The organism is Alteromonas sp. I10 (assembly GCF_003201515.1).
Classification (GTDB): domain Bacteria; phylum Pseudomonadota; class Gammaproteobacteria; order Enterobacterales; family Alteromonadaceae; genus Alteromonas; species Alteromonas macleodii.
In genome coordinates this window covers 1-23,157 of the sequence record NZ_QJJN01000001.1, presented here as the reverse complement: position 1 = coordinate 23,157, position 23,157 = coordinate 1, and the positions used below count along the sequence as shown (strand labels likewise).

Below are 23,157 nucleotides of genomic sequence, written 5' to 3'. Positions count from 1 at the left end.
GATGTTATTTCTCTTCGAGTAGCGCTTTTACAGGTTTAAAACTTTTTCGATAGCAATCTAAGATGCCATATTCAGCGATGGCTTCAAAGTGTGCTTTTGTGGGGTAACCTTTGTGCCCGGCAAAGTTATATTGCGGGTAGGCCTCGTGAAGCGAAATCATATCGTTATCTCGCTCTACTTTGGCAATAATGGAAGCCGCTGAAATTTCTGCGTGCAGGCTATCGCCTTTCACTACCGCTTCAGACTCAAAATTCCACGCAGGAACCCGGTTACCATCTACGCGCACAAAGTCAGGCCTTACTGGCAGGCCTTCCACTGCGCGGATCATAGCGAGCATGGTAGCGTGCAGTATATTAAGCTTATCTATTTCTTCAGGGCTAGCTCTACCTATATTCCAGTAGAGTGCTTTTTCACGAATTTCTTGGGCAAGCGCTACGCGCTTTTTTTCACTCAGTTTTTTAGAGTCGGTTAGCCCTTCAATGGGATTTTCAGGGTCGAGAATGACCGCGGCGGTGACCACATCACCGACTAACGGGCCACGACCTACTTCATCAACGCCGGCAATTAACTTATGCAAACAATTCCTCCACGACAGCTTTTGCTGCTGTTCTATCAGCGTTGCATTTTAGCGTATGGTGGAGGTCGGTGAAACGGGAAATCAGGGCTGAATTATCACTTTCGAAGAAGTTGAGTAGCTGATTGCTCATATTCTCTGCATTTACTTCTTCTTGTAGTAATTCAGGAATAATAGCTTCATTAGCCAATAGATTTGGCAACGTGAAGAAAGGCGCTTTATACAAGCGCTGCATAATTTTATACGTGAGTGGTGCGAGTAAATAAGCGGCCACCATGGGGCGCTTACATAACATGGCCTCTAAGGTAGCCGTGCCTGATGCAAGCAAGATAACATCGCTAGCTATCATCGCATCTCGCGATGTGCCTTGCGTTACCTGAATGGGTAAACGTTCCTCTGCATTATTGGCTTCCAGCAAGAGTGCCTTTATTTGCGTAAGACGATGTTCGTTAGCAGCAGGGATAAGAAATTGAATGTCGCTGCGTTTAGCATGAATAGCTTCTATGGTCTCCAGAAATACTGGAAGTAGCGTTTCTACTTCGCCTCTGCGTGAGCCTGGAAGTACAGCCAATACGGTAGCATTACCATCTACACCTAATTCTTGGCGCGCCGCATTTTGGTCGGGCTCAATTGCTATAGCGTCAGCCATTGTGTGTCCCACAAAGGTATAGGGAACGTGGTATTTATCGTAAACCTGCTGTTCGAAAGGAAATAAACCCAACACGCGATTAGTCGCTTTCGCTATTTTATGGATGCGCTTTTCACGCCACGCCCACACAGTGGGACTCACATAGTGCATGGTTTTGATACCGCGTGCTTTAAGCGCTTTTTCTACTCTTAGATTAAAATCAGGCGCATCAATACCCACAAAAATATCAGGCGGATTTTGCTCGAAGTGAGCAAGAAGCTGCTTTTTAACTTTCAAGATGGCAGGTAGATGGGAGAGAACTTCAACAAGTCCCATAACCGACAAGGTTTCCATATCGAACAGACTATGAAAACCCGCGTTTATCATATTTGGACCGCCAATACCTTCGATAACAGCATCAGGGTATTGGCGTTTTAACTCTGCAACCATTCCGGCGGCAAGCACGTCACCAGAGGGCTCTCCGGCAACCATGCCGATACGGATAGGCGTAGACATAATTAGCGAATAATGCCTCGCTCAGAGTCTTGTAAGAACTTCACCATAAGGGCCACACCAGGGAACTCCTGTGCGGGTTCGGCAAGTTTTTCAATGGCTTCGTCTACGGTATTGCCTTCACGGTATATTGCTTTGTAAGCGCGTTTAATGGCCATAACTTCTTCTTTGCTGAAGCCACGACGCTTAAGTCCTTCAGAATTAATACCCTGAGGAATATTTTTCTGGCCGCTGACCATAACAAAGGGAGGCACGTCGCGCAGAATAATGCCGCCAGCCCCCAAAAACGAATGAGCTCCAATCTTACAGAACTGGTGAATACCTGCGGCACCGCCAACAATGACGTGGTCGTCCATGTGAACATGGCCAGCAATCGCAACACTGTTTGCAATAATAATGTCGTTGCCAAGAACACAATCGTGGGCAACATGAGAGTTGGCCATAAATAAACAGCGAGAACCAATTATGGTAATGCTGTTGTCTTGAATAGTGCCTCGGTGAACGGTTACCCCTTCCCTAAACTCGTTATCGTCACCGATGACAAGTTCAGTAGGCTCGCCCGCATACTTCTTATCTTGGCAGTCTTCACCAATTGAAGAAAACTGATAAAATTTATTGTTTTTACCGATACGCGTTGGGCCGCGTACCACCACATGTGATTTCAGAATACAGCCATCGCCTATGGTGACGTTGTCGTCTACCACACAAAATGGGCCAATGGTGACATTTTCACCAATCGTTGCACTTTCTGAAATTACCGCAGTTGGATGGATCACGTTAAGCTATCTCTCTCATCGCACACATAAACTCTGCAACACAAGCGATATCGCCATCAACGCTTGCAGTGCCTTTAAATTTCCAAATCCCTCTGCGCTCTTTAACTAGAGCAACATCAAACTCAAGCCTGTCACCTGGAACGACAGGACGCTTAAAGCGTGCGTTATCAATCCCTGCATACAAGTATAACTTATCATTGTTACCCATTGTCTTAAATCCTAAAACACCGGCAGCTTGTGCCATAGCTTCAAGAATTAATACGCCTGGGAAAATTGGCTGTTCAGGGAAGTGCCCCATGAAACACGGCTCATTGATAGTGATATTCTTATAAGCCTTTACAGACTCACCCAGAACATAGTCTGTTACACGATCAACAAGTAGGAATGGATACCGATGAGGTAACAGTTCCAATATTTCCTGAATTTCGATGGTATTAAGTGAATTGGCCAAAAACTTTCTCCTGTATACAAGCATGACCTACAGCTATTTTATACCAATACAGATGATTGATTGGCATTCTGGTCAAACTCGCCGTAAAAACTAAAAACGGCGGCAACCATACGCTGTTAAGCGCAAAAAACAAATCAGACCAACACCTTTGGGGAGTTGGTCTGATAAATTTTACAACTGACTAGCGCAGTTATTAGTTAGTTTTGCTTACTTGCTGAAGAACTTGCTCAGATAAATCGTGCTCTTCTTTTGCAAACGCAACTGCACCAGAGTTAAGTACCAGGTCATAACCTTGCTTTGCTGCAACAGAGTCAATAGCTTGCTTGATTAGGCCAAGAAGCTTGTTGCGCTCTTCGTTGCTGCGACGTTGAATGTTTTGCTGTAAAGGTTGACCTTTTTTAGCTAGCTCTTCACGCACTGACAAGATTTTTTGTTCTAGTTCTTTCTTCTCTGCATCGCTCATAGTCGCCGCGTCGCGCTGAAGACGTTCTGCGTAGAACTGACCATCACGCTGCAGTTGATTCACTTCTTCAAGCTGATCTTTAAATTCAGCCTGAATAGCGTTTTGAATTTCAGCCGCTTGAGGCATCGCTTGGAAAATACCTTGCACATCGACAACTGCAACTTTCTGCTCTGCCATTACAGATGTACTAACTAAAGCGCTACCCAGCATTGCTCCTGCAACGATATGTTTAACCAACTGTTTCAAAGGGAACTCCTTTTGTGAATCTTATTATAGAGCGCGCCTAAAAACGCGCTCGCTTTAATGTCTTAGAAAGTTTGACCAATGTTGAAAGTGAAGAATCTCGCATCGTCACCATCACGTTGCTGTATCGCTTTCGAGAAGCTGAATACCATCGGTCCCATTGGCGATATCCACTGGACTGATATACCTGCCGAGCTACGATACAGGCTCCAGTCAGAATAGTCCAATAGCTCGCCATTTTGCGATGATGCTATGTCAAACTGACGGTAATAGTCATAGTCGAACTCAGTATCCCACACGTTACCCACATCCACAAACAAACTTGTGCGAACTGAGTTATCCATTTCTTCTTCAACAAACGGTGTAGGAACTATAAGTTCTATACCACCAAGGGCCATCGCGTTACCACCTAGGCTTCGCGTTGACCAAGATAGCTGAGCATCAGCTGGATCGCCTGGGAACACTTCACCGTCAGGCCCAACAATGGTACCCGTATTGCCTAAGAATATACCGCGAGGACCTACCGTGTTGTTTTCAAAGCCACGTAGTGAGTCTGAACCACCCGCAGTAAAGTTCTCTGTAAACGGTAATATTTGTTCATTGCCGTTAATATCACCATAACCATTACCGTAGCCAAGACGTACACGCGCTAGGAAAGACCAACGCTGGTTACGAGATAATGGGAAGTACCACTTACCGTCAAATACGGTCTTGAAGTAGTTAACGTCTGAGTTTGGCGTTGTAATACTGAATGACGCTCGCTGAGATGAACCGGCGGTTGGGAACAAACCGCGGTTAAGCGTACTTCTGCTCCAACTTATGCTAGCCAAATAGCTATCGTATTTAATCGCTGCGTCTGGGTCTTCACCGTTAGTAAACTGATTATAGAACTGTTCAGTCTGCTCGTAGTAGCCACGGTTGAATAGCTCTACGTTGCTGTAGGTCAAACCGAAGTTAATACGGTTGAACTCGTTAATCGGATAACCAATGTTCGCACCAATAGACCAACGTTTTGAGTTGTACTGGATTACGTTAAAGTCAGAGCCGTCGAATTCACTGTAGCCTATGCTTCCACCCAAGCTGATACCATCAATGGTAAAGTAAGGGTCGTTATACGTGATTTGCGCACTACGCTGGTAAGATACCGTACTTAGATTCAGGCCTACTCGTTTACCTGTACCTAAGAAGTTATCTTGTTGGATACCCGCCTGCAGGCTAAGTTTCGTTCTATCACCGTAACCAATACCTGCGTTGAACGAGCCCGAAGGCTGTTCTTTGACGTTAAAATTAACGTCTACTTTATCTTCCGACCCCGGAATACGTACCGTTTCAAACTCAACTTCTTCCATATAGGTAAGACGAGAAAGCTGGTTCTTAGAAGACTCCAGTAAGTTATTCGACAGCCACGTGCCTTCCATCTGACTCACGTTCTGACGTAGTACGTTATCTGCTGTTACCACGTTGCCGTTAAACTTAATACGGTTGACGTATATACGCTTACCTGGGTCAACAGACAGCGTGAGCTTAACCGTTTTGTCTTCGTCATTAATTTCAGGAACCGTAGTTACTGTTGGGTAAGCGTACCCGAAGCGACCAAGATACTTACTGATAAATTCTTCTGTATACGTTACTTCGGCTTGGTTATAGAGTTCACCCGTAGTAAGCGGAAGCACGCGTTCAATATACTCTTCGTGTCCGAGTACGTCGCCTACCAATTCCACTTCAGAAATGGTGTATTGCTCACCTTCTGTTACGTTCATGGCAATGTAGATACCTGACTTTTCAGGTGTCATTGAAACCTGCGTAGAGTCAACGTTGAAGCGAAGGTAACCACGGTTTAAGTAATGGTTACGCAGCGTTTCCATGTCCCCTTGCAACGTTTGCTGCTGGTAGCGAGTTTCCGATAGAAAATCCCACCAAGGCGTGTCGTATTGCAGCTCGAAAGCCTCCATCAGCTCTTCGTCTGAGAAGATTTCGTTACCTACAATATTAATTTGTTCAATTTCAGCCGCGTCGCCTTCTTCGAAAAGTAATTTCAAGTCAACACGATTACGCGGTAGCGGCGTTATGATAGCCGTTACATCAGCATTATATTTACCGATGCTGTAAAAGAAGTCTTTCAGGCCATTCTCAATAGAGGTTAGTACGGTCTTATCAAGCGGCTCACCAATGCGAACCCCGTTTCCGTCCAAGCTTTCCTGAAGTTGCTCATCTTTAATGTCATCATTGCCATCAAAAATAATATTACTGATAGTTGGACGTTCAGACACACGCACAACAAGCGTATTGCCATCGCGAAGAATTTCAACATTTTCAAAGTGAGTTGAAGAGTACAACGAGCGAATAAGCTGCGTTACCCTGAATGTATTAAGCTCGTCGCCAACTTGAACGGGCAAGTAGGTTAAGGCTGCACCAAGTGCAACTCGTTGCAAACCTTCTACGCGAATGTCTTCAACGACAAATTCACTGTCTTGCGCCGCAGCATTGGCAAAGCTAGCACTGGAAAGAATGGCTCCGGCTGCTACTAACTGTTTTAACTTCATCTATTTTTCTTTTCCTGGCCGCGTTTTGTATTAGCTGTTTTGTACTTCCTGATTTGTATCAGGTTATGCGAGCGATATCGTTAAAAATTGCGATACCCATGATCATAAACAGAAGCACGCCACCTATTCTGTAACCCCATTCCTGCACCGCTTCAGGCACAGGTTTGCCTGTGATCCACTCCACGATAAAAAACATGAGGTGACCACCGTCAAGCATGGGCAAGGGTAATAAATTTATTATGCCTAAATTTACGCTTATTAAGGCAAGAAAACTCAAAAAGTACGCAAGTCCATACCCAGCACTTGTTCCCGCACCTTGAGCAATTGAGATAGGCCCACTCAAATTCTTCACTGACACGTCGCCCGTGATGAGCTTACCTATCATTTCGACACTGAGTGTCATAAGACGCCATGTTTTATCTAGCGCCTTCCCAATAGCCTCTATAATGCCATATTGATGCGTAAACACATACCCTTCTGGCCAAGGCTCAAATGTTGGGCTTACACCGAGATATCCACTTTGCCCTTGTGGTGTATCGCGGCGCGCTATCGTGGCATCTAACGTCAGTTGTTGTCCATCCCTTTGTATATCAAGCGAGATATTCTCGCCGGGACTTTCAACAATAACGTCAACTAATCGCTCCCACGATGACAACTTAGCGCCATTTAATGCAAGAAGCTCATCACCGGGTTTTAAACCCGCTTGCTGAGCAGCGCTTCCTTCACCTACAAACCCAACGGTTAACGTTGCATCTGGGCGATAAGGGGTTAACCCTAAGCTGCTTAAAGGAGACTCGCTATCTGGGTCAAAGTTCCAAGAACCCAGTGTAAAAGTCAGTTCTTTTTCAACATTTGACGAATTTTTAACCGTAACATTGGCTTTTTCGGCGCCAATGTTTGAGACTATTTCCAGGTTTACCGCTTCCCAATCAGGCGTATTCCTGTCGCCAACTTTAATTATTTCATCACCAGGTTGTACACCAGCAATGGCTGCGATGCTTTCTGGCTCAACCTGTTTAACTACTGGCTTAACCGTTTCCAGCCCCACCAGATACATCAACCACAATGCGAAGAACGCAAAAATAAAGTTAACGCCAGGGCCAGCAGCAATAACCGCCATGCGCTGCAAAACGGGTTTATTGTTAAACGCTTTGTCTTCTAACTCAGGCGGTACGTCATCAATGCGTCCATCGAGCATGCGCACGTATCCACCTAATGGGATCATAGCGATGACATATTCTGTGCCTGATTTACTTGTTTTACGCCATATAGGCTTTCCAAAACCAATTGAGAAGCGCTCTACCTGCACACCGCATTTACGAGCCACATAAAAGTGCCCCCATTCATGTACAGCAACCAAAATACCTAAGGCTACAATGAATGCACCAAGGCTCCATAAAAATGCTAGCACTGGAATTTACCTCGAATAATCTCGTTAGCTTTTGCTCTTGCAAGGCTGTCTTGCTCTAGTATTTGCTGAATAGAATTCACCGACACATTGGGCATAGCATTAAGCGTGGCGTCATTTACTTTAGCAATATCGCAAAACTGAATTTTGCCTTCTAGAAAGGCGTCGACAGCCACTTCATTTGATGCGTTCACTCGCGTTGTTGCACATTGCCCTTCTTTACACGCATCAATAGCCAGCTTCAAATTCGGATAACGTTCAAAGCAAGGGGTTTGAAAACTGAAATTACCAATGTCAGAAAAGTCGAGCGGCGTCACGCCCGCTTCGATTCGCTCAGGATGCGCCAAACCATAGGCAATAGGGGTACGCATGTCAGGGTTACCCATTTGTGCGATCACCGAGCCATCAACATATTGCACCATAGAATGAATAATACTTTGCGGGTGAATAACCACATCAATATCATCTGCACCAGCACCGAACAACCAACAGGCTTCAATAAATTCCAGCCCCTTGTTCATCATAGTCGCCGAGTCGATTGTTATTTTTCTGCCCATCGACCAGTTAGGGTGTGTGCTGGCTTCATCGATTGTAATTGACGAGAAGCTATCTAAAGGCCTTTCTCTAAACGGCCCACCTGAGCCCGTTAATAAAATTTTACGAATACCGGATGCAGCAAAGTTACCGTATTCATAATCGTGCGGGAGGCACTGGAATATGGCATTGTGTTCGCTGTCGATAGGAAGGATTTCAGCGCCGCTTTGGTTCGCAGCCTCGATAAATAAAGCGCCAGACATGACCAAGGCCTCTTTATTCGCAAGCAAAACCCGTTTGCCTGCCTTTACCGCCGCCAGTGTAGGCAAAAGGCCGGCTGCACCAACAATTGCAGCCATTACAGCATCAACTTCAGGCGCACTTGATACTTCTTCCAGTGCCTTGGCTCCGGAGAGAATTTCTGCATCAACACCGTACTGAGATGCTAACTCACAAGCTACTTTGTAGTTAGCGTCATCGGCAATTACCACATAGCGCGGTGCGCATTTCTGAGCCTGCTCCATAAGTAATTCAAGCTGAGAGTTACCAGTAATGGCAAATACGCGGTATTTATCTGGGTGGCGATTTATTACATCAAGTGTATTGCAACCAATGGAGCCTGTGGCCCCTAACACTGTTACTGTTTGCATTACGCCATCCAAGTTACATAGCAGAATGCGAAAACAGGGAACGCAGCCGTTAAGCTATCAATTCTGTCTAGTACACCACCGTGCCCTGGTAGAATTTTGCCACTATCTTTAATACCCGCACAGCGCTTAAGCATGCTTTCGTTTAAATCACCAAGCGCTGAAACAGCTACCGTGATACCGCCAATAGCGAGGTGGAGCCAAATACGTGAAGGCTCTACCTGATAGTGAAGGGCCGCAAAAGCAATAATAGCGAATGAAGCCGCAATACCGCCTAATAGGCCTTCTAAACTTTTACCCGGCGATACGTTTGGGCGTAGCTTATGGCGACCAAATTTCACGCCAACAAAGAAAGCCCCTATGTCTGCAGCCCAAACAATACCCAATACGTAAAAGATAAGTGATGCACCGTAAAACGGGTCTACATCGTGCAAGCTCGTTCGAAGCGCCACTACCGCTACCCACGTAGGTATTAGTGTAAGTGCACCGAATAGGGTTCTAACGCTGCGACTGTCTTTCCAGAATTTGGAGTATTTAGGATAGGCAAGCACCATAAACAATGAGGCTAGCCACCACAGAACGGCGATAGTTAATATAGCGCGATACAAACCATGTAACTGCCCCTGATACCAGATCGTGCTTGCATCGACAATTAATGAGAGCGCAATACATATGGCAAAAGCACTCGCCATATAGATGAGCTTTTTGGGGCGTTCACACACACCCGACATATTCGCCCATTCATAGGCGCCAATGCCGACCACGCCAGCAATAGCTATTTCAAACCAAAAAATAGGAAGAAAAAGAATAGCGTAAAGCGCCAGTGGCGCGAGGATTAATGCAGTTATTATTCGTTGTTTTAGCATAATTTGCCCTTGGCTTTCGTTACCAGGGCTAGCCTGATAATTGCCTGCATGGTGTTAACCATCGGCTGTGACTACTTGTTCACCGGTTAGACCAAAGCGACGTTGGCGAACATTAAAATCGTCTACGGCTAGTTGAAACACGTCTTCGTTAAAGTCGGGCCATAGTACGTCAGTAAAGTACAATTCAGCATAGGCACACTGCCACAGCAAGAAATTGCTAATACGGTGCTCGCCACCTGTGCGAATGAGAAGGTCTAACTCAGGAAGGTTAGCCGTTGAAATATGCGCGTTAAGTGCGTCTTCAGAGATGTTTTCAACATCAAGTTCACCGCTTTTCACTTGCGTTGCAAGTTGCTTAGCCGCGTTTACAATGTCCCATCTACCGCCATAATTTGCGGCGATATTTAAGACTAAATCTTTGTTGTCTTTGGTCATGTCTTCAGCTTTGCGAATTTTTTCGACTAGCTTAGCGTCAAACGCTTCAACATCACCAATAACCTGCAAACGTACACCATTTTTGTGTAACCGTTTTGCTTCACTATTGAGGACAAGATTGAACAGCTCCATCAAGACACTGACTTCTTCCTCAGGACGCTTCCAGTTTTCACTTGAAAACGCGAATAGCGTAAGTGATTCAATGCCGTTTTGACGTGCAAAGCGCACAACAGAACGAACAGACTCTACCCCGGCTTTGTGGCCAAAGGTACGAATTTTCCCTTTCCTTTGCGCCCATCGACCATTGCCATCCATAATGATTGCAACGTGCTTCGGGCCAGCAGTCACTGCCGGCGCCTCAGCTTTCGTCGATTTGGCTGCGCTTAAACGCTTTCCAATCATAATACTTACTTATACTTCCATTAGTTCTTTTTCTTTGTCAGCAAGCATGCTGTCAACTTTCTTAATGAAATCGTTAGTAATAGATTGAATGTTCTCTTCAGCTGCTCGGCTTTCATCTTCACTGATCTCTTTTTCTTTAAGAAGATCTTTGATGTCACCGTTAGCGTCGCGACGGATGTTGCGGATAGCTACACGACCACCTTCTGCTTCGTTGCGAACAACGCGAATAAGGTCTTTACGACGCTCTTCCGTTAGAGGAGGTAAAGGAATACGAATTGAACCACCTGCACTCATTGGGTTTAAACCTAGGTCAGACTGCATAATGGCCTTTTCTACCGCTTGAATGGCGCTTTTATCAAACACAGTTAACGCTAGAGTACGGCTGTCTTCTGCAACTACGTTAGCCACTTGCTTTAGCGGCGTGTCTACGCCGTAATAAGGTACCATGATGCCATCTAGAAGGCTTGGATGCGCACGACCAGTGCGGATTTTGCTGAATTGGCCCTTTAGAGAAACTAGGCTTTTTTCCATGCGCTCTTGCGCATCTAATTCAATTTCATCAATCACGATTTGTATCCTATTGTTCTTAATTAATCGTTGTCAGCGTGGCGAATAACAGTACCTTCTTTTTCGCCCATCACAACACGTTTTAGGCAACCTGGCTTATTCATGTTGAATACGCGAATTGGCAAGCTGTGATCGCGCGCCAAAGTAAACGCTGACAAGTCCATCACTTTAAGTTCTTTTTCTAGTACTTCTTGGTAAGTCAGTTCTTCATACAGCGTAGCTTCTGGGTTTTTAACCGGATCATCACTATATACACCATCCACTTTGGTCGCTTTTAATACCGCATCGGCTTCAATTTCGATGCCGCGTAAGCAAGCCGCTGAGTCTGTAGTGAAGAAAGGATTGCCCGTACCCGCAGAGAAGATAACAACGCGGCCAGACTTAAGAAGGCTAATGGCTTCGGCCCAGTTGTATGCATCGCACACGCCATTAAGTGGGATAGCTGACATCATACGAGCATTTACAAATGCACGATGAAGCGCGTCGCGCATGGCTAAGCCATTCATAACGGTAGCTAACATTCCCATGTGATCGCCAACAACGCGGTTCATTCCCGCTTTTGCTAAGCCTTCGCCACGGAACAAGTTACCACCACCGATAACAAGACCAACTTGAACACCAAGTTCAACCAGCTCTTTAATCTCTTGTGCCATTCTATCTAGCACTTTAGGGTCTATGCCAAAGCCTTCCGCCCCCATTAGGGCTTCACCACTAAGCTTTAACAAAATGCGTCGGTATGCTGATTTTGGTGTGATACTCATAGTTTGAATTGTCCTCGTAAACCCGTTTTGTCCTATGTCTTTCGTTAAATTACTGGTGTAAAAAACATAGGACAAAGCGCTTTCGTTTGTCAGGCAGGCGCGTACGTATTTCGCCTAGCTTCACACTTACGCATTACATTGGCAACACTAAAGATGTTCAGCTATAAAAAAGCACCTCCTAAGAGGTGCTTTGTAGTTTATCTAACTATTGCTTAATGCAAAAGATAAACACTCAATTATTTCTTAGCAGCAGCCATTTGAGCAGCTACTTCAGCAGCGAAGTCTTCAGTCTTCTTCTCGATACCTTCACCAACTTCGAAACGTACGAAGTTGATTACGTCTGCGCTGTTGTTCTTAAGAAGCTCAGCAACAGAGATTGAAGGATCTTTAACGAAAGGCTGACCAGTCAAGCTCACTTCGCCAGTGAACTTCTTCATGCGGCCTGCAACCATTTTCTCAGCGATATCAGCCGGCTTACCAGACTGGATAGCGATTTCGATTTGGATTTCTTTCTCTTTCTCAACAACTTCTGCTGGAACGTTTTCAGGCTTAACGAACTGCGGGCTTGCAGCTGCAACGTGCATTGCAACGTCTTTCGCTAGCTCTTCGTCACCGCCAGTAAGGATAGAGATAACACCAATACGGCCGCCGTGTACATACGCGCCTAGTGTATCGCCTTCAACGTTGATAACGCGACGAGGAGAGATGTTTTCGCCGATTTTAGCAACAAGTGCGTCACGAACTTCGCTTACTTTAGAACCGTTAAGTTCTGCATCGTTAAGCGCGTCGATGTCGTTGATGTTGTTAGCAGCAGCTACTTCTAGTAGCTCGTTACCAAACTTAAGGAAACCTTCGTCACGTGCTACGAAGTCAGTTTCACAGTTAAGTTCAAGCATAGTCGCACGACCTGCTTCAACCTTAGTAAGGATTACACCTTCAGCTGCGATACGGCCTGCTTTTTTAGCCGCTTTCGCTTGGCCTGATTTACGCATGTTTTCAATGGCTAACTCAATGTCACCATCCGTTTCAACCAGGGCTTTTTTACAATCCAGCATACCTGCGCCAGTACGTTCGCGCAGTTCTTTAACTAGTGCTGCAGTCACTGCCATTTTTCAATTCCTCAGCATTAAATATAAATTCGTTAGGTAAAAGGGGCGATGTCGCCCCTCTCAATACGTTTCGTATTGTAGTACTGCCATATTATTAAGATATGACAGTAAGCAATCAGAATTACTCTGCTGCTTCTACGAAGTCGTCTTGCTCAGCTTGTACTTCAAGGTTGCTTTCGCGACCTGAGTTGATAGCGTTTGCAGCAGCATCCAAGTAAAGTTGGATAGCGCGGATAGCATCGTCGTTACCAGGGATGATGTAATCAACACCGTCTGGGTTAGAGTTAGTATCAACAACACCAACAACAGGAATACCTAGGTTACGAGCTTCTGTTACAGCAATGTGCTCGTGATCTGCGTCGATAACAAAGATCGCGTCTGGAAGACCGCCCATGTCTTTGATACCGCCAAGGCTGTTTTCAAGCTTGTCCATTTCGCGCTGAAGCATAAGTGCTTCTTTCTTAGTTAGCTTCTCAAACGTACCGTCTTGGCTTTGCTGCTCAAGATCTTTAAGACGCTTGATTGACTGACGTACTGTTTTCCAGTTAGTCAGCATACCACCTAACCAACGCTTGTTTACGTAGTACTGGTCGCACTTAAGAGCAGCATCTTTAACTGCTTCGCCAGCTGCGCGCTTAGTACCAACGAAAAGGATTTTACCTTTCTTAGACGCAACACCTGAAAGGTAGTTAAGTGCGTTGTTGAAAAGTGGAACCGTTTTTTCAAGGTTGATGATATGAACTTTGTTACGAGCGCCGAAGATGAAAGGCTTCATCTTTGGGTTCCAGTAACGAGTTTGGTGACCGAAATGCACACCTGCTTTCAGCATGTCACGCATAGAAACATTAGCCATTTTATTTTCCTCTTGGGGTTAGGCCTCCATATACCCCTTGTATCGATTCAGACCAACCTAAATTGAACTGAACACCCCGATACGAAGTGTCGGTATATGTGTGTTTTAATAAAATAAATTTACCCTCTAAAACGGTGCCAAATGCACGTGGCAAAATGAGCTTTCCGTCAGGGCGCGCGCTTTATACCACAATACCACCTAAGCCTCAAGTTTTGAGGGTAAAAAGCGACAATTTGAAGTATTTAAATTAAAGAAAGTATAGAACCTTTGATAAGGTCGCTTTACACCTCTGACTTTATCAAATAAAAACCAGCAATATCATCACCTTACTAAGAATGACCTGAATAGTGTTATAATGCGTAAGTAATCAAAATTCTTCATCAAACTAGTTTCAAACGATTTGAGAGGCGCTGTGACAGCTATTATCAAAACCCCAGAAGAAATCGAAAAAATGCGCGTAGCCGGTAAACTGGCAGCCGAAGTGCTTACTATGATAGGGCCTTACGTAAAAAAAGGCGTTACCACTGATGAGCTAAATACTATTTGCCACGACTACATCGTAAATGAGCAAAAAGCGGTACCCGCGCCTTTAAATTACGGCCATCCGCCTTTTCCTAAATCTATCTGCACGTCAGTAAACCACTGTATTTGCCACGGTATTCCTTCTGACAAGAAACTGAAAGACGGCGACATCATTAATATCGACGTCACAGTTATTAAAGATGGCTATCATGGCGATACGTCAAAGATGTTTGTGGTGGGTAAGCCTTCTATCCTTGCAGAGCGCCTAATTCGCGTTACCCAAGAATGCTTATATAAAGCTATTGAGCAAGTGAAACCGGGTATGCGCCTTGGCGATATCGGTCATATTTGTCAAACCCACGCAGAAGCGCATAACTATTCAATAGTTCGTGAATACTGCGGCCACGGTATTGGCGCTAGTTTCCACGAAGAACCACAAATTGTTCACTACGGTAAGCCAGGTACAGGTGATGTGTTAGAGCCGGGCATGTGCTTTACCATCGAGCCTATGGTCAACGCAGGCAAGCGCTACTCAAAAGTGCTACCAGACCAATGGACTGTGGTAACTAAAGACAGAAGTTTAAGCGCCCAATGGGAGCACACCCTATTGGTCACTGAAACCGGCGTTGAGATTCTTACGCTTCGCGAAGAAGAAACCTTGGAACGCATCATTTCTCACGGATAAATCGACTTCGACAATATTGATAACGTTTCGAATAATCGCGTTAAAATATGGTTTCAGAAGATTGAGTCTATCGAATTATGCAAAGCAGCCGTTGAATTCGCGGCTGCTTTTTTATTGGCTCGTTAGCTCAAATTCCAACTATCAAAGTTCGGCATCGTGTGCCCACTCCCCTCATATTTACTGCGCTACACACCTATAACAAAAAACCATAAATATTCACAATTCAACCTAACTTATGCATTAATTTGCTACTGCGAACTACTAGCAATTCATGCTATTGTTCTTAGCGTCTAAAAAGAAGTCTATTTCAAAGGTGTATTTTGACGCTGCAATCACTGATAAAGAATATCGACACAATTAGCTCTGTTGATGAAATCCCCGCCATTAAATCGTGCGTGGAAGCCAGTTATGCCTGGATAACGGAGTCCTTCGACGCTACGCCGGTTAATCAACTCGTTACCGGTCGTGCACAGTTCGTCGATGCGTTGCTTTGTCATCTTTGGCAACTTTATGGTTTAGATACCGTCGACGAATTATCGCTTTGCGCCGTTGGTGGTTACGGCCGTGGTCATCTGCAACCTCATTCAGACATCGATTTACTCATAGTTTGTAAAAAGAAGCTTAAGCCCGATGTACAAGAAAAAATTGGCATGTTCATCACCCTTTTATGGGATATCAAATTAGATGTTGGCCAGTCAGTTCGCACTATCAAAGAAACGGTCAAGCTAGCAAAAGACGATATTACGATTGCGACCAATTTAGTGGAAAGCCGATTACTTTGCGGCAGTGAAGCCACCTTTGAAAAATTGTGGGATGAAGTTAACGGTCGAAACTCATGGTCGAGCAAAGCGTTTTTCTCAGCCAAGTACGACGAGCAGAAAAAACGCCACGCCAAATTCAACGGTACCGCTTATAACCTTGAACCTAACATCAAAGAAAACCCCGGGTGTTTGCGTGATATTCAATCTATTGGCTGGGTCGCCAAAAAGCATTTTAAAGAATATGACGGCTGGAATTTAGTAGGCCACGGCTACTTTACAGAACAAGAGCACAGTGAATTAATTGCTTGTCGCATGCACCTTTGGAAAATGCGTTGTGCACTACATCTGGTTGCAGGCAGAAGCGAAAACCGGCTGCTGTTTGATTACCAACCTGACGTTGCAAAAATGATGGGGTATGGTGAAGAAGGTAAATCGTCTGTCGAAAAAATGATGCGGGACTTTTTCCGCACAGTGGCGCGGGTGTCTGAACTGAATCAAATGCTGCTTCAGCGCTTCAAGTACGACATGCTGAACCAAAGCGTTCAGAAAAGCGTGATCATAAACGAAGATTTCGAGCTGCTCGATAATATGATATCGCCACGACACGAAACCGTGTTCTCCTCTCCCGAAGCAATCTTGGACTTTCTGCATTTGGTGGCCAACACGCCAGAAGTACAAGGCCTCAGTACGATTTGCATACGTCAGCTGCGCAACGCTCACCGCGCTTTTGAAGCAGAATACTATGTTGAGCGCCCGCTGTGCCGCGAAAAATTCATGCGCTTAATGAAACAGCCTGAGTTCTTTGATTTTGCATGGGACATCATGCATCAATACGGCATTTTACAAGCTTATCTTCCTGAATGGGATGCCATTGTAGGTATGATGCAGTTCGACCTGTTTCACGCCTACACGGTGGACGAACACACTCACCGATTGGTGAAGCACGTTAACTACTTTTTCTCAAAGGCAAATAAAGACTTCCCGCGCTGCGGCAGAATTTGTAGAAACCTCGATAAACCAGAAGTGCTTTATATCGCGGCTATTTTCCACGATATCGCCAAAGGTAGAAATGGCGATCATTCCACATTAGGTGCCCAAGATGTAGCAAAGTTCTGTCAGCAACACGATGTTCCCAGCGACGATGCTGAAATGATTGCATGGCTTGTAGAAAACCACCTACTGATGTCAGTGGTAGCCCAACGCCGTGATATTTATGACCCAGACGTTATAAGCGAGTTTGCTGGCGCGGTAAGAAGCCACAATCACCTTAATTTGCTTTATACGCTAACCCTTGCCGATATTCGTGCCACCAATGACAACCTTTGGAACGACTGGAAAGCATCTTTACTTCGCGAATTATATTTAATGACGCAAAAGGCATTGGATAATGGACTACAGTGTCAAGTAACATTGAACGAGCGAGTAACTACTCACAAACACCAAGCAAGGCAAATTTTGCAAGAGCGCGCTATTGAGCCTGTTGCTATTGATGCATTGTGGGCCCGCCTGGACGACGATTACTTTGTTCGCTTTAAGCCTACTCAAATTGCGTGGCATACTGATGAAATTATTAAAGCTCAGAATGAATGGCTTACACCAGAGCACGATGGCCTGTTGGTAAAAGCAAATGATAACAGTGCGAAAGGTGGCACTGAGGTGTTTGTTTACGGCAAAGATAGAAAAGCATTGTTTGCGCAAGTCGCGTCAGTGCTGGACAGTCGAAACTGTTCAATTCACGACGCCCACGTTACCGTGACCAGAGATGGCTATGTGTTCGATAGCATGCTTATTCTTGAAAATGACGGCAGTCGTATAAGCTCAGAGTCTCGCATTGCGTCCATTGAAAATGCTATTTCTGCCCAACTTGAAAAGCCGGGGCGTTCGCACGAAAATAAGCGTAAATTGCCTCGGCAAATGAAACAACTTGATGTGCCTACTAAGGTACGCTTTTTCAATATCAACGATGAAGCCACGCTTATTGAGTTAGAAGCCCTAGACGCTCCGGGCATTTTAGCTAAAATTGGTCACGCATTCGTTGATACTAATATGACGCTTAAGCTTGCGAAAATTGCCACCATTGGAGAGCGAGCCGAAGATATTTTTATCGTCAGCAATGAGGCTGGCAAAGCATTAACCCAAGAACAACAGGTGAACCTTAAAAAGCGTATCCTGTTCAAACTCGACCAACTTGAAGATATCACAATACCATGAATGAATTGAAAGCCATCATTGAAGACGCCTTCGAAAATCGCGATAGCATTAGCCCTTCATCTGCATCTGATGAAGTAAGAGATGCAGTAGCACAAGCTATTGACCTTTTAAACACAGGTAAAGCGCGCGTTGCAGAAAAAATTGCTGGCGAATGGGTAGTACATCAATGGCTTAAAAAAGCTGTTCTACTTTTCTTCCGTCTTCACAACAACGATGTGATTGAAGGCGCCGAAAGTAAGTTTTATGACAAAGTACCGCTTAAGTATACAAACTATACTGCTGAACAGTTTGCGGCTGACGGCGCGCGTATTGTTCCACCAGCAGCGGTACGTACGGGTACATTCGTAGGCAAGAACGCGGTTGTTATGCCTTCTTACGTAAACATTGGTGCGTTCGTTGACGAAGGTACTATGGTTGATACATGGGCGACAGTAGGCTCGTGTGCGCAAATTGGTAAGAATGTTCACCTTTCAGGTGGCGTGGGTATTGGCGGCGTATTAGAACCACTTCAGGCTAACCCCACCATTATTGAAGATAACTGCTTTATCGGCGCGCGATCTGAAATTGTAGAAGGCGTGATTGTTGAAGAAGGTTCTGTTATCTCAATGGGCGTTTACATCGGTCAGAGCACTCGTATTTATGACCGCGAAACCGGTGAAGTTCACTATGGCCGTGTACCAGCAGGTTCAGTAGTCGTGGCGGGTAACCTGCCAAGCGCAGATGGTAAATACAGCCTTTACGCCGCTATCATCGTGAAGAAAGTAGATGCGAAGACCCGCGCGAAAGTAGGTATCAACGCGCTACTTCGCGGCGTAGAATAAGCAGTATTTCTGGCTTATCGCTAACGGCTCGGGTTAATTTCAATTAGCCGAGCCACATGCTGAAAGACTCACAAATTAAAAGAGGCGCTTATGCGCCTCTTTCTTTTCGTAATCAGAACATTTCTAAGACTTAAGCCAACAGCTTATCTTTAATGGTGTTTACCCACTCTACTACGTCTTTTTCGGGCTCTAGGGTTTCAATCGCGTCAACCTCTAACATGTCGGCAACTGCGTTACCTTGTAGCTCGGTCAGTAACGCATGAAACTGTTTACCTGCACCACAGAAACTATCGCCATAGCTGCTATCGCCTAGCGCTGCTACCGCGAATGGCTTGCCGGTTAGCATAGGCGATTCGTCTTTCAGATCTGAAAACACAAACTCAAGGTTTGGTGGTACATCGCCCTGCCCTGTTGTAGAGGTAATGATCAAAAGTGCGTCAGCATCAGTAAAATCTGCAACCGACGGGTCGCTTTCTAGTGAGCAATCCACGCCCTGTTCAGCTAAGTTCTCTTCCACCTGCTCAGCTACGTGTTGCGCATTGCCGTAAACTGTACCCGCAATAATTTTCAATGTTGCCATTTTTACCTCTTAAACCAATGATCGTCGCCTTTGTCGACAGGCGGAAATTCTTACTATTTTATCAACCTAAACGCAAAACGGCGCTAATTTTTCGAGCCATAGTCGCATTTCACTGTGCATCTGTGAATTAATCGTTACCCACTTTCCAGTGATAGGATGAGAAAAGCCCATTTGAGTACAACTTAAGGCCAAATTGTTAAAATTAAAGTGCTGCTTGGCGAATTTGTTTTGTTTGCCGTCTCCATGGGTAGTATCGCCGATAATGGGGTGACGAATATGAACCATGTGCCGACGAAGCTGATGTTTACGACCGGTACTAGGAGAAAGCTTAACTAGCGAATATCGTGCACTTTGGTATTTGCCTACAGGCTCAGGCACTTCGAATTTTGCCACTGACTGATACATAGTTGATGCTGGTTGTGGCGGCTGCTGCGGGCGCTTATGCTTGTCGGCTATTTTGTCGTAGCGGTATTTTAGGGCGTAATCGATATACCCTGTGTGATGCACAAAACCGCGTACTATAGCGTGATACGTTTTTACTACCTGCTTGTCCATCATCTGCTGTCCAAGCTTTGCTGCAACTTCTGAGCTAAAGCTAAACACCAGCACACCTGAAGTGGGTCGGTCTAAACGATGAGCAGGATAGACGTGCTGGCCTATTTGGTCTCTGAGTGTCTGTACTGCGAACACCGTTTCATGTCTATCAATCGGGCTTCTGTGTACTAGTAGGCCTGGCGGCTTCTCAATTGCGATGATATGTTCATCTTGGTACAACACAGGTAAATGAAGAGCGTCAACACGACCTTCCTCACCAACGCTTGCCTTTTCTATTATTTGCTCGTCTGAATGCACAGTTAATTGGCCTTTTAAATCGTTCTGCATAGTGCGTTGTGTTTGCTCACCCAATGTCTCCATTGGCAATATTATCAATAACTTGAAGCTGGGACAGAGTGCGCTGATGCGCCGATGAAAGATATATTTCTGCTGCAGGCGTAATTTGCATGGGTGGTAAAGGCATTTCCTGTTTCAACAAAATGCGCATTTTGGGAATAAAAATAAAAGCCAACCAACTCTCAAACGCTAAACAGTCGACCGCAAAAGGAACTGAGCTTTCCGTGGCATTTTTTAGGTCTTGTTCCGCAGGCTCTTCATTTGGCCAAATACCATCCTGATACATGTCTGTTTCTAATTGTATCAATGCTTTACTTAATGCTATGTGATGAGTGCTATTCGTTTTAATCACATCCTCTCCGCAACTCAAAAACGCTTCTATTTCGAAGCGCGCAGTATATCAGGGGCTAAAGGTCAACATAAGTCCACGTGTCTTATCGTTGAATTTCTTCTGCTGTGATACCATTACCCGTCTTTGTTGGCGGTATCTCATCGACGTGCCCCTTTGAATAGATGTGACAGCCTGGCAAATTTTGATTAAAGCAGTATTTTGGAACGAGTTATGAGCGCTAACGGTATTAATTCTATCAGCGAGTTTTTGTTACATGCAGGCACTGAATATCAGGTTTTTGATTTAGGTCGTCGCCTTGAACCCACCGATAGTCAAACCTTTCTAGAAATAGAAAACGGCAGTGCTTACGCGCCCTACCCTCGTCAGCAACACGCGTGGTTCGGCATCGTCTTTTGGAATAAAAATGCTTCTACCCAACAATACATTTGGTTTGTGAAACTGCCGCTTGATGAGCAAGGATTAGTGGTTGCCGCAGCAAGAAATCATTTTCTAGAGATTATTGTTGATGCACTAGGGCAGTCTGTTGCTGAAGATACTGAAAACGCGCAAACTCTGCCTGATAATCCTTATTCGTTTGTTCCCAATCAATCGCAGCTCGCTCAATTTAACGCACTAGTTAAACGCACCCTAAACCAACCTTTAAGTGAAGAGGCGCAGAAAGTTGAGGCCTACATTCAAGCCCCACAACTGGTTGACTGGCAGCAGATATCCATGCAAAGCGTGGCCGACTTTGTACAAAGTCTAAGCCATCACCCCAAACAAGATGTATTAGCGCAGGCAATTAAAACCAACACCTCACTTTACTCGGACGTTTTCCTTAACACTTTAATGGAAATGAGCGAAAGCGTTTCTCTGCCTGAGAATCTATTAGCGGCGTATTTAATTGAGATAGATAAAAGTGACGACATCAATTTAGCGGCGCTGAGAGGCACGTCAGAAGGTAGTTTCCACCCGACCATCAACAATAAACTACTCGAATTATTAAAGAGCGAAAAATCGCAGAGACTTGATATTTTAAGCGTTATTGCAGCACGCCATTTCGAACAAATGGAACCACTACTGCTTAGTGCCTTTTTAGAGCAGGCAGCAAACGTTGATGAAAAAGAGGGTCATAAAGGCGCCTTATTCGCAGGGTTCTTTTCAGATTTAGTACAAGTCCCGAAGTTACGCAGACAAGTGCTAACACTCCTGCATTCCAAAGCCAACCCTCAGATTCTCAGCAATGCATTTCAACAATTGTTTGCACAAGCGAGAAAGTAAATGACGTTACTTGAGTTAGTGGTGTGGATGGTTATTGGGTTCACTGGCTATCAGTTTTGGCGCATTCGAGCCATTTCTGAGCAAACAAACACTTACCTAAAGCAATACTGCGATAAACACGGTTTACAATTGCTGAGTGTGGCAAGAGCTAAAACACGATTTTCATTCAAATATGGAAAGCCTGACTGGCACAGTGTATTCAACTTTGAGTTTTCGAGTAATGGTGAGGACCGATATACTGGGGAAGTTGAATTGATAGGTGTAAGGATTATGCGAACAGAGGTGCCGCCGCATAGAGTTTAAGCTTCTATGTCAAAAAGCGTGAGCGGTTATTAATTCACCATTCAGGTCAGGTTTTACATAACAAATGCATACGGATTGGTAATAAACAACGCAAAAAAAAAGGGGAACCTAGCGGCTCCCCTTTTTCCTGGAATTTTGAGTATCCTTCTCCGCGATCCTTTGCGACTAAAATCTTCCCGATTAAAATCCGTATACGCCCCTTTCCATCTACTCTCGCGCCTTCCTGTGCGAGCTACACATCCATGCGTAGGTCCCTTTCCTTTTATCCTAATTTACTGTACATCCTTCATACAGTGTTCCTCTTCCTGAGGCTGTCCTTGTCAGACTCCGCTGACGTTCCCTTCCCTCATTCCATTGTTTGCTGTACATCCTGCTACAGCTTTGCCAATCCCTTAGCATGTCCTTCTTTCGTCCTTGGTTTGCTCGTCCATGCAAACTAGAAATTCCTTAATGGCTATCCTGCCGTTGGCTTCTTGCCTCTAGCTCCCTGCTAGCTCTCGTCCATTTTTCCCTGCTACATCCTGTATGCGAAGTCCTTTCACATTTTACGTCCCTGAATCCCTCTATATCCTTTAAAATCCGTTTCTAACATCCTGTTAATGCAGTGTCCTATCTGCTTTCCTTTCCCTTTCCCCACTGCCTTGTGGGAGTCTCATCCTTAAGTTGTCCTAACTTATTCCATTGATGATCCTTGACTCAATCCGTGACTCGTCGTGTTTCCTTGTGACATGTTCATAGTATTCCTTCCAATTATTACCGCCATATTGAATTACAGAGATTTAAGAAAGATTCTTGTACGACTTTTGACTAATTTTTAAAAACTTCAATATAATCAATAGCTTTATACTTTAGTATAAATTAATCTTTCATCATTTAGGTAAGATCACTCACAGCGTTTGTAGGGTAAGCGATCAATATAGACCGTTGTGATTCGTTTAGTGTTTGAGGCTATCTTCGTTTGAGGAGATGCGTTCTATATCTAACCGTGCTTCACAGCC

At 44.8% G+C, this 23,157-nt stretch carries 22 protein-coding genes; 5 read left to right on the top strand and 17 right to left on the bottom strand.

Annotation, left to right across the window (positions count from 1 at the left end):
- Positions 1 to 4: 4 nt before the first annotated feature.
- The 14 genes from rnhB to rpsB form a co-directional block, all read right to left on the bottom strand.
- Positions 5 to 577 carry a ribonuclease HII gene (rnhB, locus tag BZA03_RS00110; protein WP_014948565.1) on the bottom strand — a complete coding sequence of 191 codons (573 nt, stop codon included), beginning with the start codon at positions 575 to 577 and terminating at the stop codon, positions 5 to 7.
- Positions 570 to 1,718, bottom strand: a complete 1,149-nt coding sequence (gene lpxB / locus BZA03_RS00105) for a lipid-A-disaccharide synthase (protein WP_110287662.1) — start codon at positions 1,716 to 1,718, stop codon at positions 570 to 572. The genes rnhB and lpxB overlap by 8 nt, the downstream gene beginning before the upstream one ends.
- A 2-nt stretch (positions 1,719 to 1,720) precedes the next feature.
- Complete coding sequence (lpxA, locus tag BZA03_RS00100) at positions 1,721 to 2,491, bottom strand: acyl-ACP--UDP-N-acetylglucosamine O-acyltransferase (RefSeq protein ID WP_014948563.1); 771 nt, start codon at positions 2,489 to 2,491, stop codon at positions 1,721 to 1,723.
- Position 2,492: 1 nt separating this feature from the next.
- Positions 2,493 to 2,942, bottom strand: coding sequence for a 3-hydroxyacyl-ACP dehydratase FabZ (gene fabZ / locus BZA03_RS00095; protein ID WP_014948562.1), 450 nt, complete (start codon positions 2,940 to 2,942; stop codon positions 2,493 to 2,495).
- Positions 2,943 to 3,135: 193 nt separating this feature from the next.
- A complete protein-coding gene (locus BZA03_RS00090) occupies positions 3,136 to 3,651 on the bottom strand; it encodes an OmpH family outer membrane protein (RefSeq protein WP_039230508.1) in 516 nt (171 codons plus the stop codon).
- A 62-nt stretch (positions 3,652 to 3,713) separates the two neighbouring features.
- The gene (gene bamA, locus BZA03_RS00085) at positions 3,714 to 6,191 is read right to left on the bottom strand and encodes an outer membrane protein assembly factor BamA (protein WP_039230512.1); all 2,478 of its coding nucleotides are present in this window, start codon (positions 6,189 to 6,191) and stop codon (positions 3,714 to 3,716) included.
- 58 nt (positions 6,192 to 6,249) lie between these two features.
- Complete coding sequence (gene rseP / locus BZA03_RS00080; protein WP_014948559.1) at positions 6,250 to 7,602, bottom strand: sigma E protease regulator RseP; 1,353 nt, start codon at positions 7,600 to 7,602, stop codon at positions 6,250 to 6,252.
- A complete protein-coding gene (ispC, locus tag BZA03_RS00075; protein WP_110287661.1) occupies positions 7,596 to 8,783 on the bottom strand; it encodes a 1-deoxy-D-xylulose-5-phosphate reductoisomerase in 1,188 nt (395 codons plus the stop codon). The genes rseP and ispC overlap by 7 nt, the downstream gene beginning before the upstream one ends.
- The gene (locus BZA03_RS00070) at positions 8,783 to 9,646 is read right to left on the bottom strand and encodes a phosphatidate cytidylyltransferase (RefSeq protein WP_110287660.1); all 864 of its coding nucleotides are present in this window, start codon (positions 9,644 to 9,646) and stop codon (positions 8,783 to 8,785) included. Before BZA03_RS00070 ends, ispC begins: the two co-directional genes overlap by 1 nt.
- Before the next feature lie 54 nt (positions 9,647 to 9,700).
- Positions 9,701 to 10,483, bottom strand: a complete 783-nt coding sequence (gene uppS, locus BZA03_RS00065; protein WP_110287659.1) for a polyprenyl diphosphate synthase — start codon at positions 10,481 to 10,483, stop codon at positions 9,701 to 9,703.
- A gap of 9 nt (positions 10,484 to 10,492) precedes the next feature.
- The gene (gene frr / locus BZA03_RS00060; protein WP_014948555.1) at positions 10,493 to 11,050 is read right to left on the bottom strand and encodes a ribosome recycling factor; all 558 of its coding nucleotides are present in this window, start codon (positions 11,048 to 11,050) and stop codon (positions 10,493 to 10,495) included.
- Positions 11,051 to 11,073: 23 nt separating this feature from the next.
- Positions 11,074 to 11,811: a UMP kinase gene (gene pyrH, locus BZA03_RS00055; RefSeq protein ID WP_014948554.1), complete on the bottom strand. Its 738-nt coding sequence runs from the start codon at positions 11,809 to 11,811 to the stop codon at positions 11,074 to 11,076.
- Positions 11,812 to 12,047: 236 nt separating this feature from the next.
- Entirely contained in the window at positions 12,048 to 12,920 is an 873-nt protein-coding gene (gene tsf / locus BZA03_RS00050) for a translation elongation factor Ts (protein ID WP_014978551.1), read from the bottom strand.
- Positions 12,921 to 13,041: 121 nt separating this feature from the next.
- On the bottom strand, positions 13,042 to 13,773 hold the full coding sequence (gene rpsB, locus BZA03_RS00045; protein WP_014948552.1) for a 30S ribosomal protein S2: 732 nt from the start codon (positions 13,771 to 13,773) through the stop codon (positions 13,042 to 13,044).
- Between the two features lie 412 nt (positions 13,774 to 14,185).
- Between rpsB and map the strand changes: the two genes are divergently transcribed.
- The 3 genes from map (at position 14,186) to dapD (ending at position 18,773) form a co-directional block, all read left to right on the top strand.
- A complete protein-coding gene (gene map, locus BZA03_RS00040) occupies positions 14,186 to 14,980 on the top strand; it encodes a type I methionyl aminopeptidase (protein ID WP_014948551.1) in 795 nt (264 codons plus the stop codon).
- 320 nt (positions 14,981 to 15,300) lie between these two features.
- Positions 15,301 to 17,952: a [protein-PII] uridylyltransferase gene (gene glnD, locus BZA03_RS00035; protein WP_110287658.1), complete on the top strand. Its 2,652-nt coding sequence runs from the start codon at positions 15,301 to 15,303 to the stop codon at positions 17,950 to 17,952.
- Positions 17,949 to 18,773: a 2,3,4,5-tetrahydropyridine-2,6-dicarboxylate N-succinyltransferase gene (gene dapD / locus BZA03_RS00030; protein ID WP_039224762.1), complete on the top strand. Its 825-nt coding sequence runs from the start codon at positions 17,949 to 17,951 to the stop codon at positions 18,771 to 18,773. Before glnD ends, dapD begins: the two co-directional genes overlap by 4 nt.
- A 130-nt stretch (positions 18,774 to 18,903) precedes the next feature.
- Here dapD and BZA03_RS00025 read toward each other — a convergent pair whose 3' ends face one another.
- From BZA03_RS00025 to BZA03_RS00015, 3 genes are all read right to left on the bottom strand, one after another.
- A complete protein-coding gene (locus tag BZA03_RS00025; RefSeq protein ID WP_069943864.1) occupies positions 18,904 to 19,353 on the bottom strand; it encodes a flavodoxin domain-containing protein in 450 nt (149 codons plus the stop codon).
- 66 nt (positions 19,354 to 19,419) lie between these two features.
- The gene (truC, locus tag BZA03_RS00020; RefSeq protein WP_110287657.1) at positions 19,420 to 20,259 is read right to left on the bottom strand and encodes a tRNA pseudouridine(65) synthase TruC; all 840 of its coding nucleotides are present in this window, start codon (positions 20,257 to 20,259) and stop codon (positions 19,420 to 19,422) included.
- A complete protein-coding gene (locus BZA03_RS00015) occupies positions 20,252 to 20,596 on the bottom strand; it encodes a YqcC family protein (RefSeq protein WP_249922587.1) in 345 nt (114 codons plus the stop codon). Before BZA03_RS00015 ends, truC begins: the two co-directional genes overlap by 8 nt.
- Before the next feature lie 210 nt (positions 20,597 to 20,806).
- Here BZA03_RS00015 and BZA03_RS00010 point away from each other — a divergent pair, with 210 nt between their 5' ends.
- Entirely contained in the window at positions 20,807 to 21,856 is a 1,050-nt protein-coding gene (locus BZA03_RS00010) for a DUF3549 family protein (RefSeq protein ID WP_110287656.1), read from the top strand.
- Positions 21,857 to 22,159: a DUF3301 domain-containing protein gene (locus tag BZA03_RS00005; RefSeq protein ID WP_110287655.1), complete on the top strand. Its 303-nt coding sequence runs from the start codon at positions 21,857 to 21,859 to the stop codon at positions 22,157 to 22,159.
- Positions 22,160 to 23,157: the final 998 nt, after the last annotated feature.

Bases quoted from the DNA above. Each gene is read 5' to 3' on its own strand.
- lpxB (WP_110287662.1), bottom strand. From the start codon at position 1,718: ATGTCTACGCCTATCCGTATCGGCATGGTTGCCGGAGAGCCCTCTGGT.
- bamA (WP_039230512.1), bottom strand. From the start codon at position 6,191: ATGAAGTTAAAACAGTTAGTAGCAGCCGGAGCCATTCTTTCCAGTGCT.
- ispC (WP_110287661.1), bottom strand. From the start codon at position 8,783: ATGCAAACAGTAACAGTGTTAGGGGCCACAGGCTCCATTGGTTGCAAT.
- BZA03_RS00070 (WP_110287660.1), bottom strand. From the start codon at position 9,646: ATGCTAAAACAACGAATAATAACTGCATTAATCCTCGCGCCACTGGCG.
- uppS (WP_110287659.1), bottom strand. From the start codon at position 10,483: ATGATTGGAAAGCGTTTAAGCGCAGCCAAATCGACGAAAGCTGAGGCG.
- pyrH (WP_014948554.1), bottom strand. From the start codon at position 11,811: ATGAGTATCACACCAAAATCAGCATACCGACGCATTTTGTTAAAGCTT.
- tsf (WP_014978551.1), bottom strand. From the start codon at position 12,920: ATGGCAGTGACTGCAGCACTAGTTAAAGAACTGCGCGAACGTACTGGC.
- rpsB (WP_014948552.1), bottom strand. From the start codon at position 13,773: ATGGCTAATGTTTCTATGCGTGACATGCTGAAAGCAGGTGTGCATTTC.
- dapD (WP_039224762.1), top strand. From the start codon at position 17,949: ATGAATGAATTGAAAGCCATCATTGAAGACGCCTTCGAAAATCGCGAT.
- BZA03_RS00025 (WP_069943864.1), bottom strand. From the start codon at position 19,353: ATGGCAACATTGAAAATTATTGCGGGTACAGTTTACGGCAATGCGCAA.
- BZA03_RS00010 (WP_110287656.1), top strand. From the start codon at position 20,807: ATGAGCGCTAACGGTATTAATTCTATCAGCGAGTTTTTGTTACATGCA.
- BZA03_RS00005 (WP_110287655.1), top strand. From the start codon at position 21,857: ATGACGTTACTTGAGTTAGTGGTGTGGATGGTTATTGGGTTCACTGGC.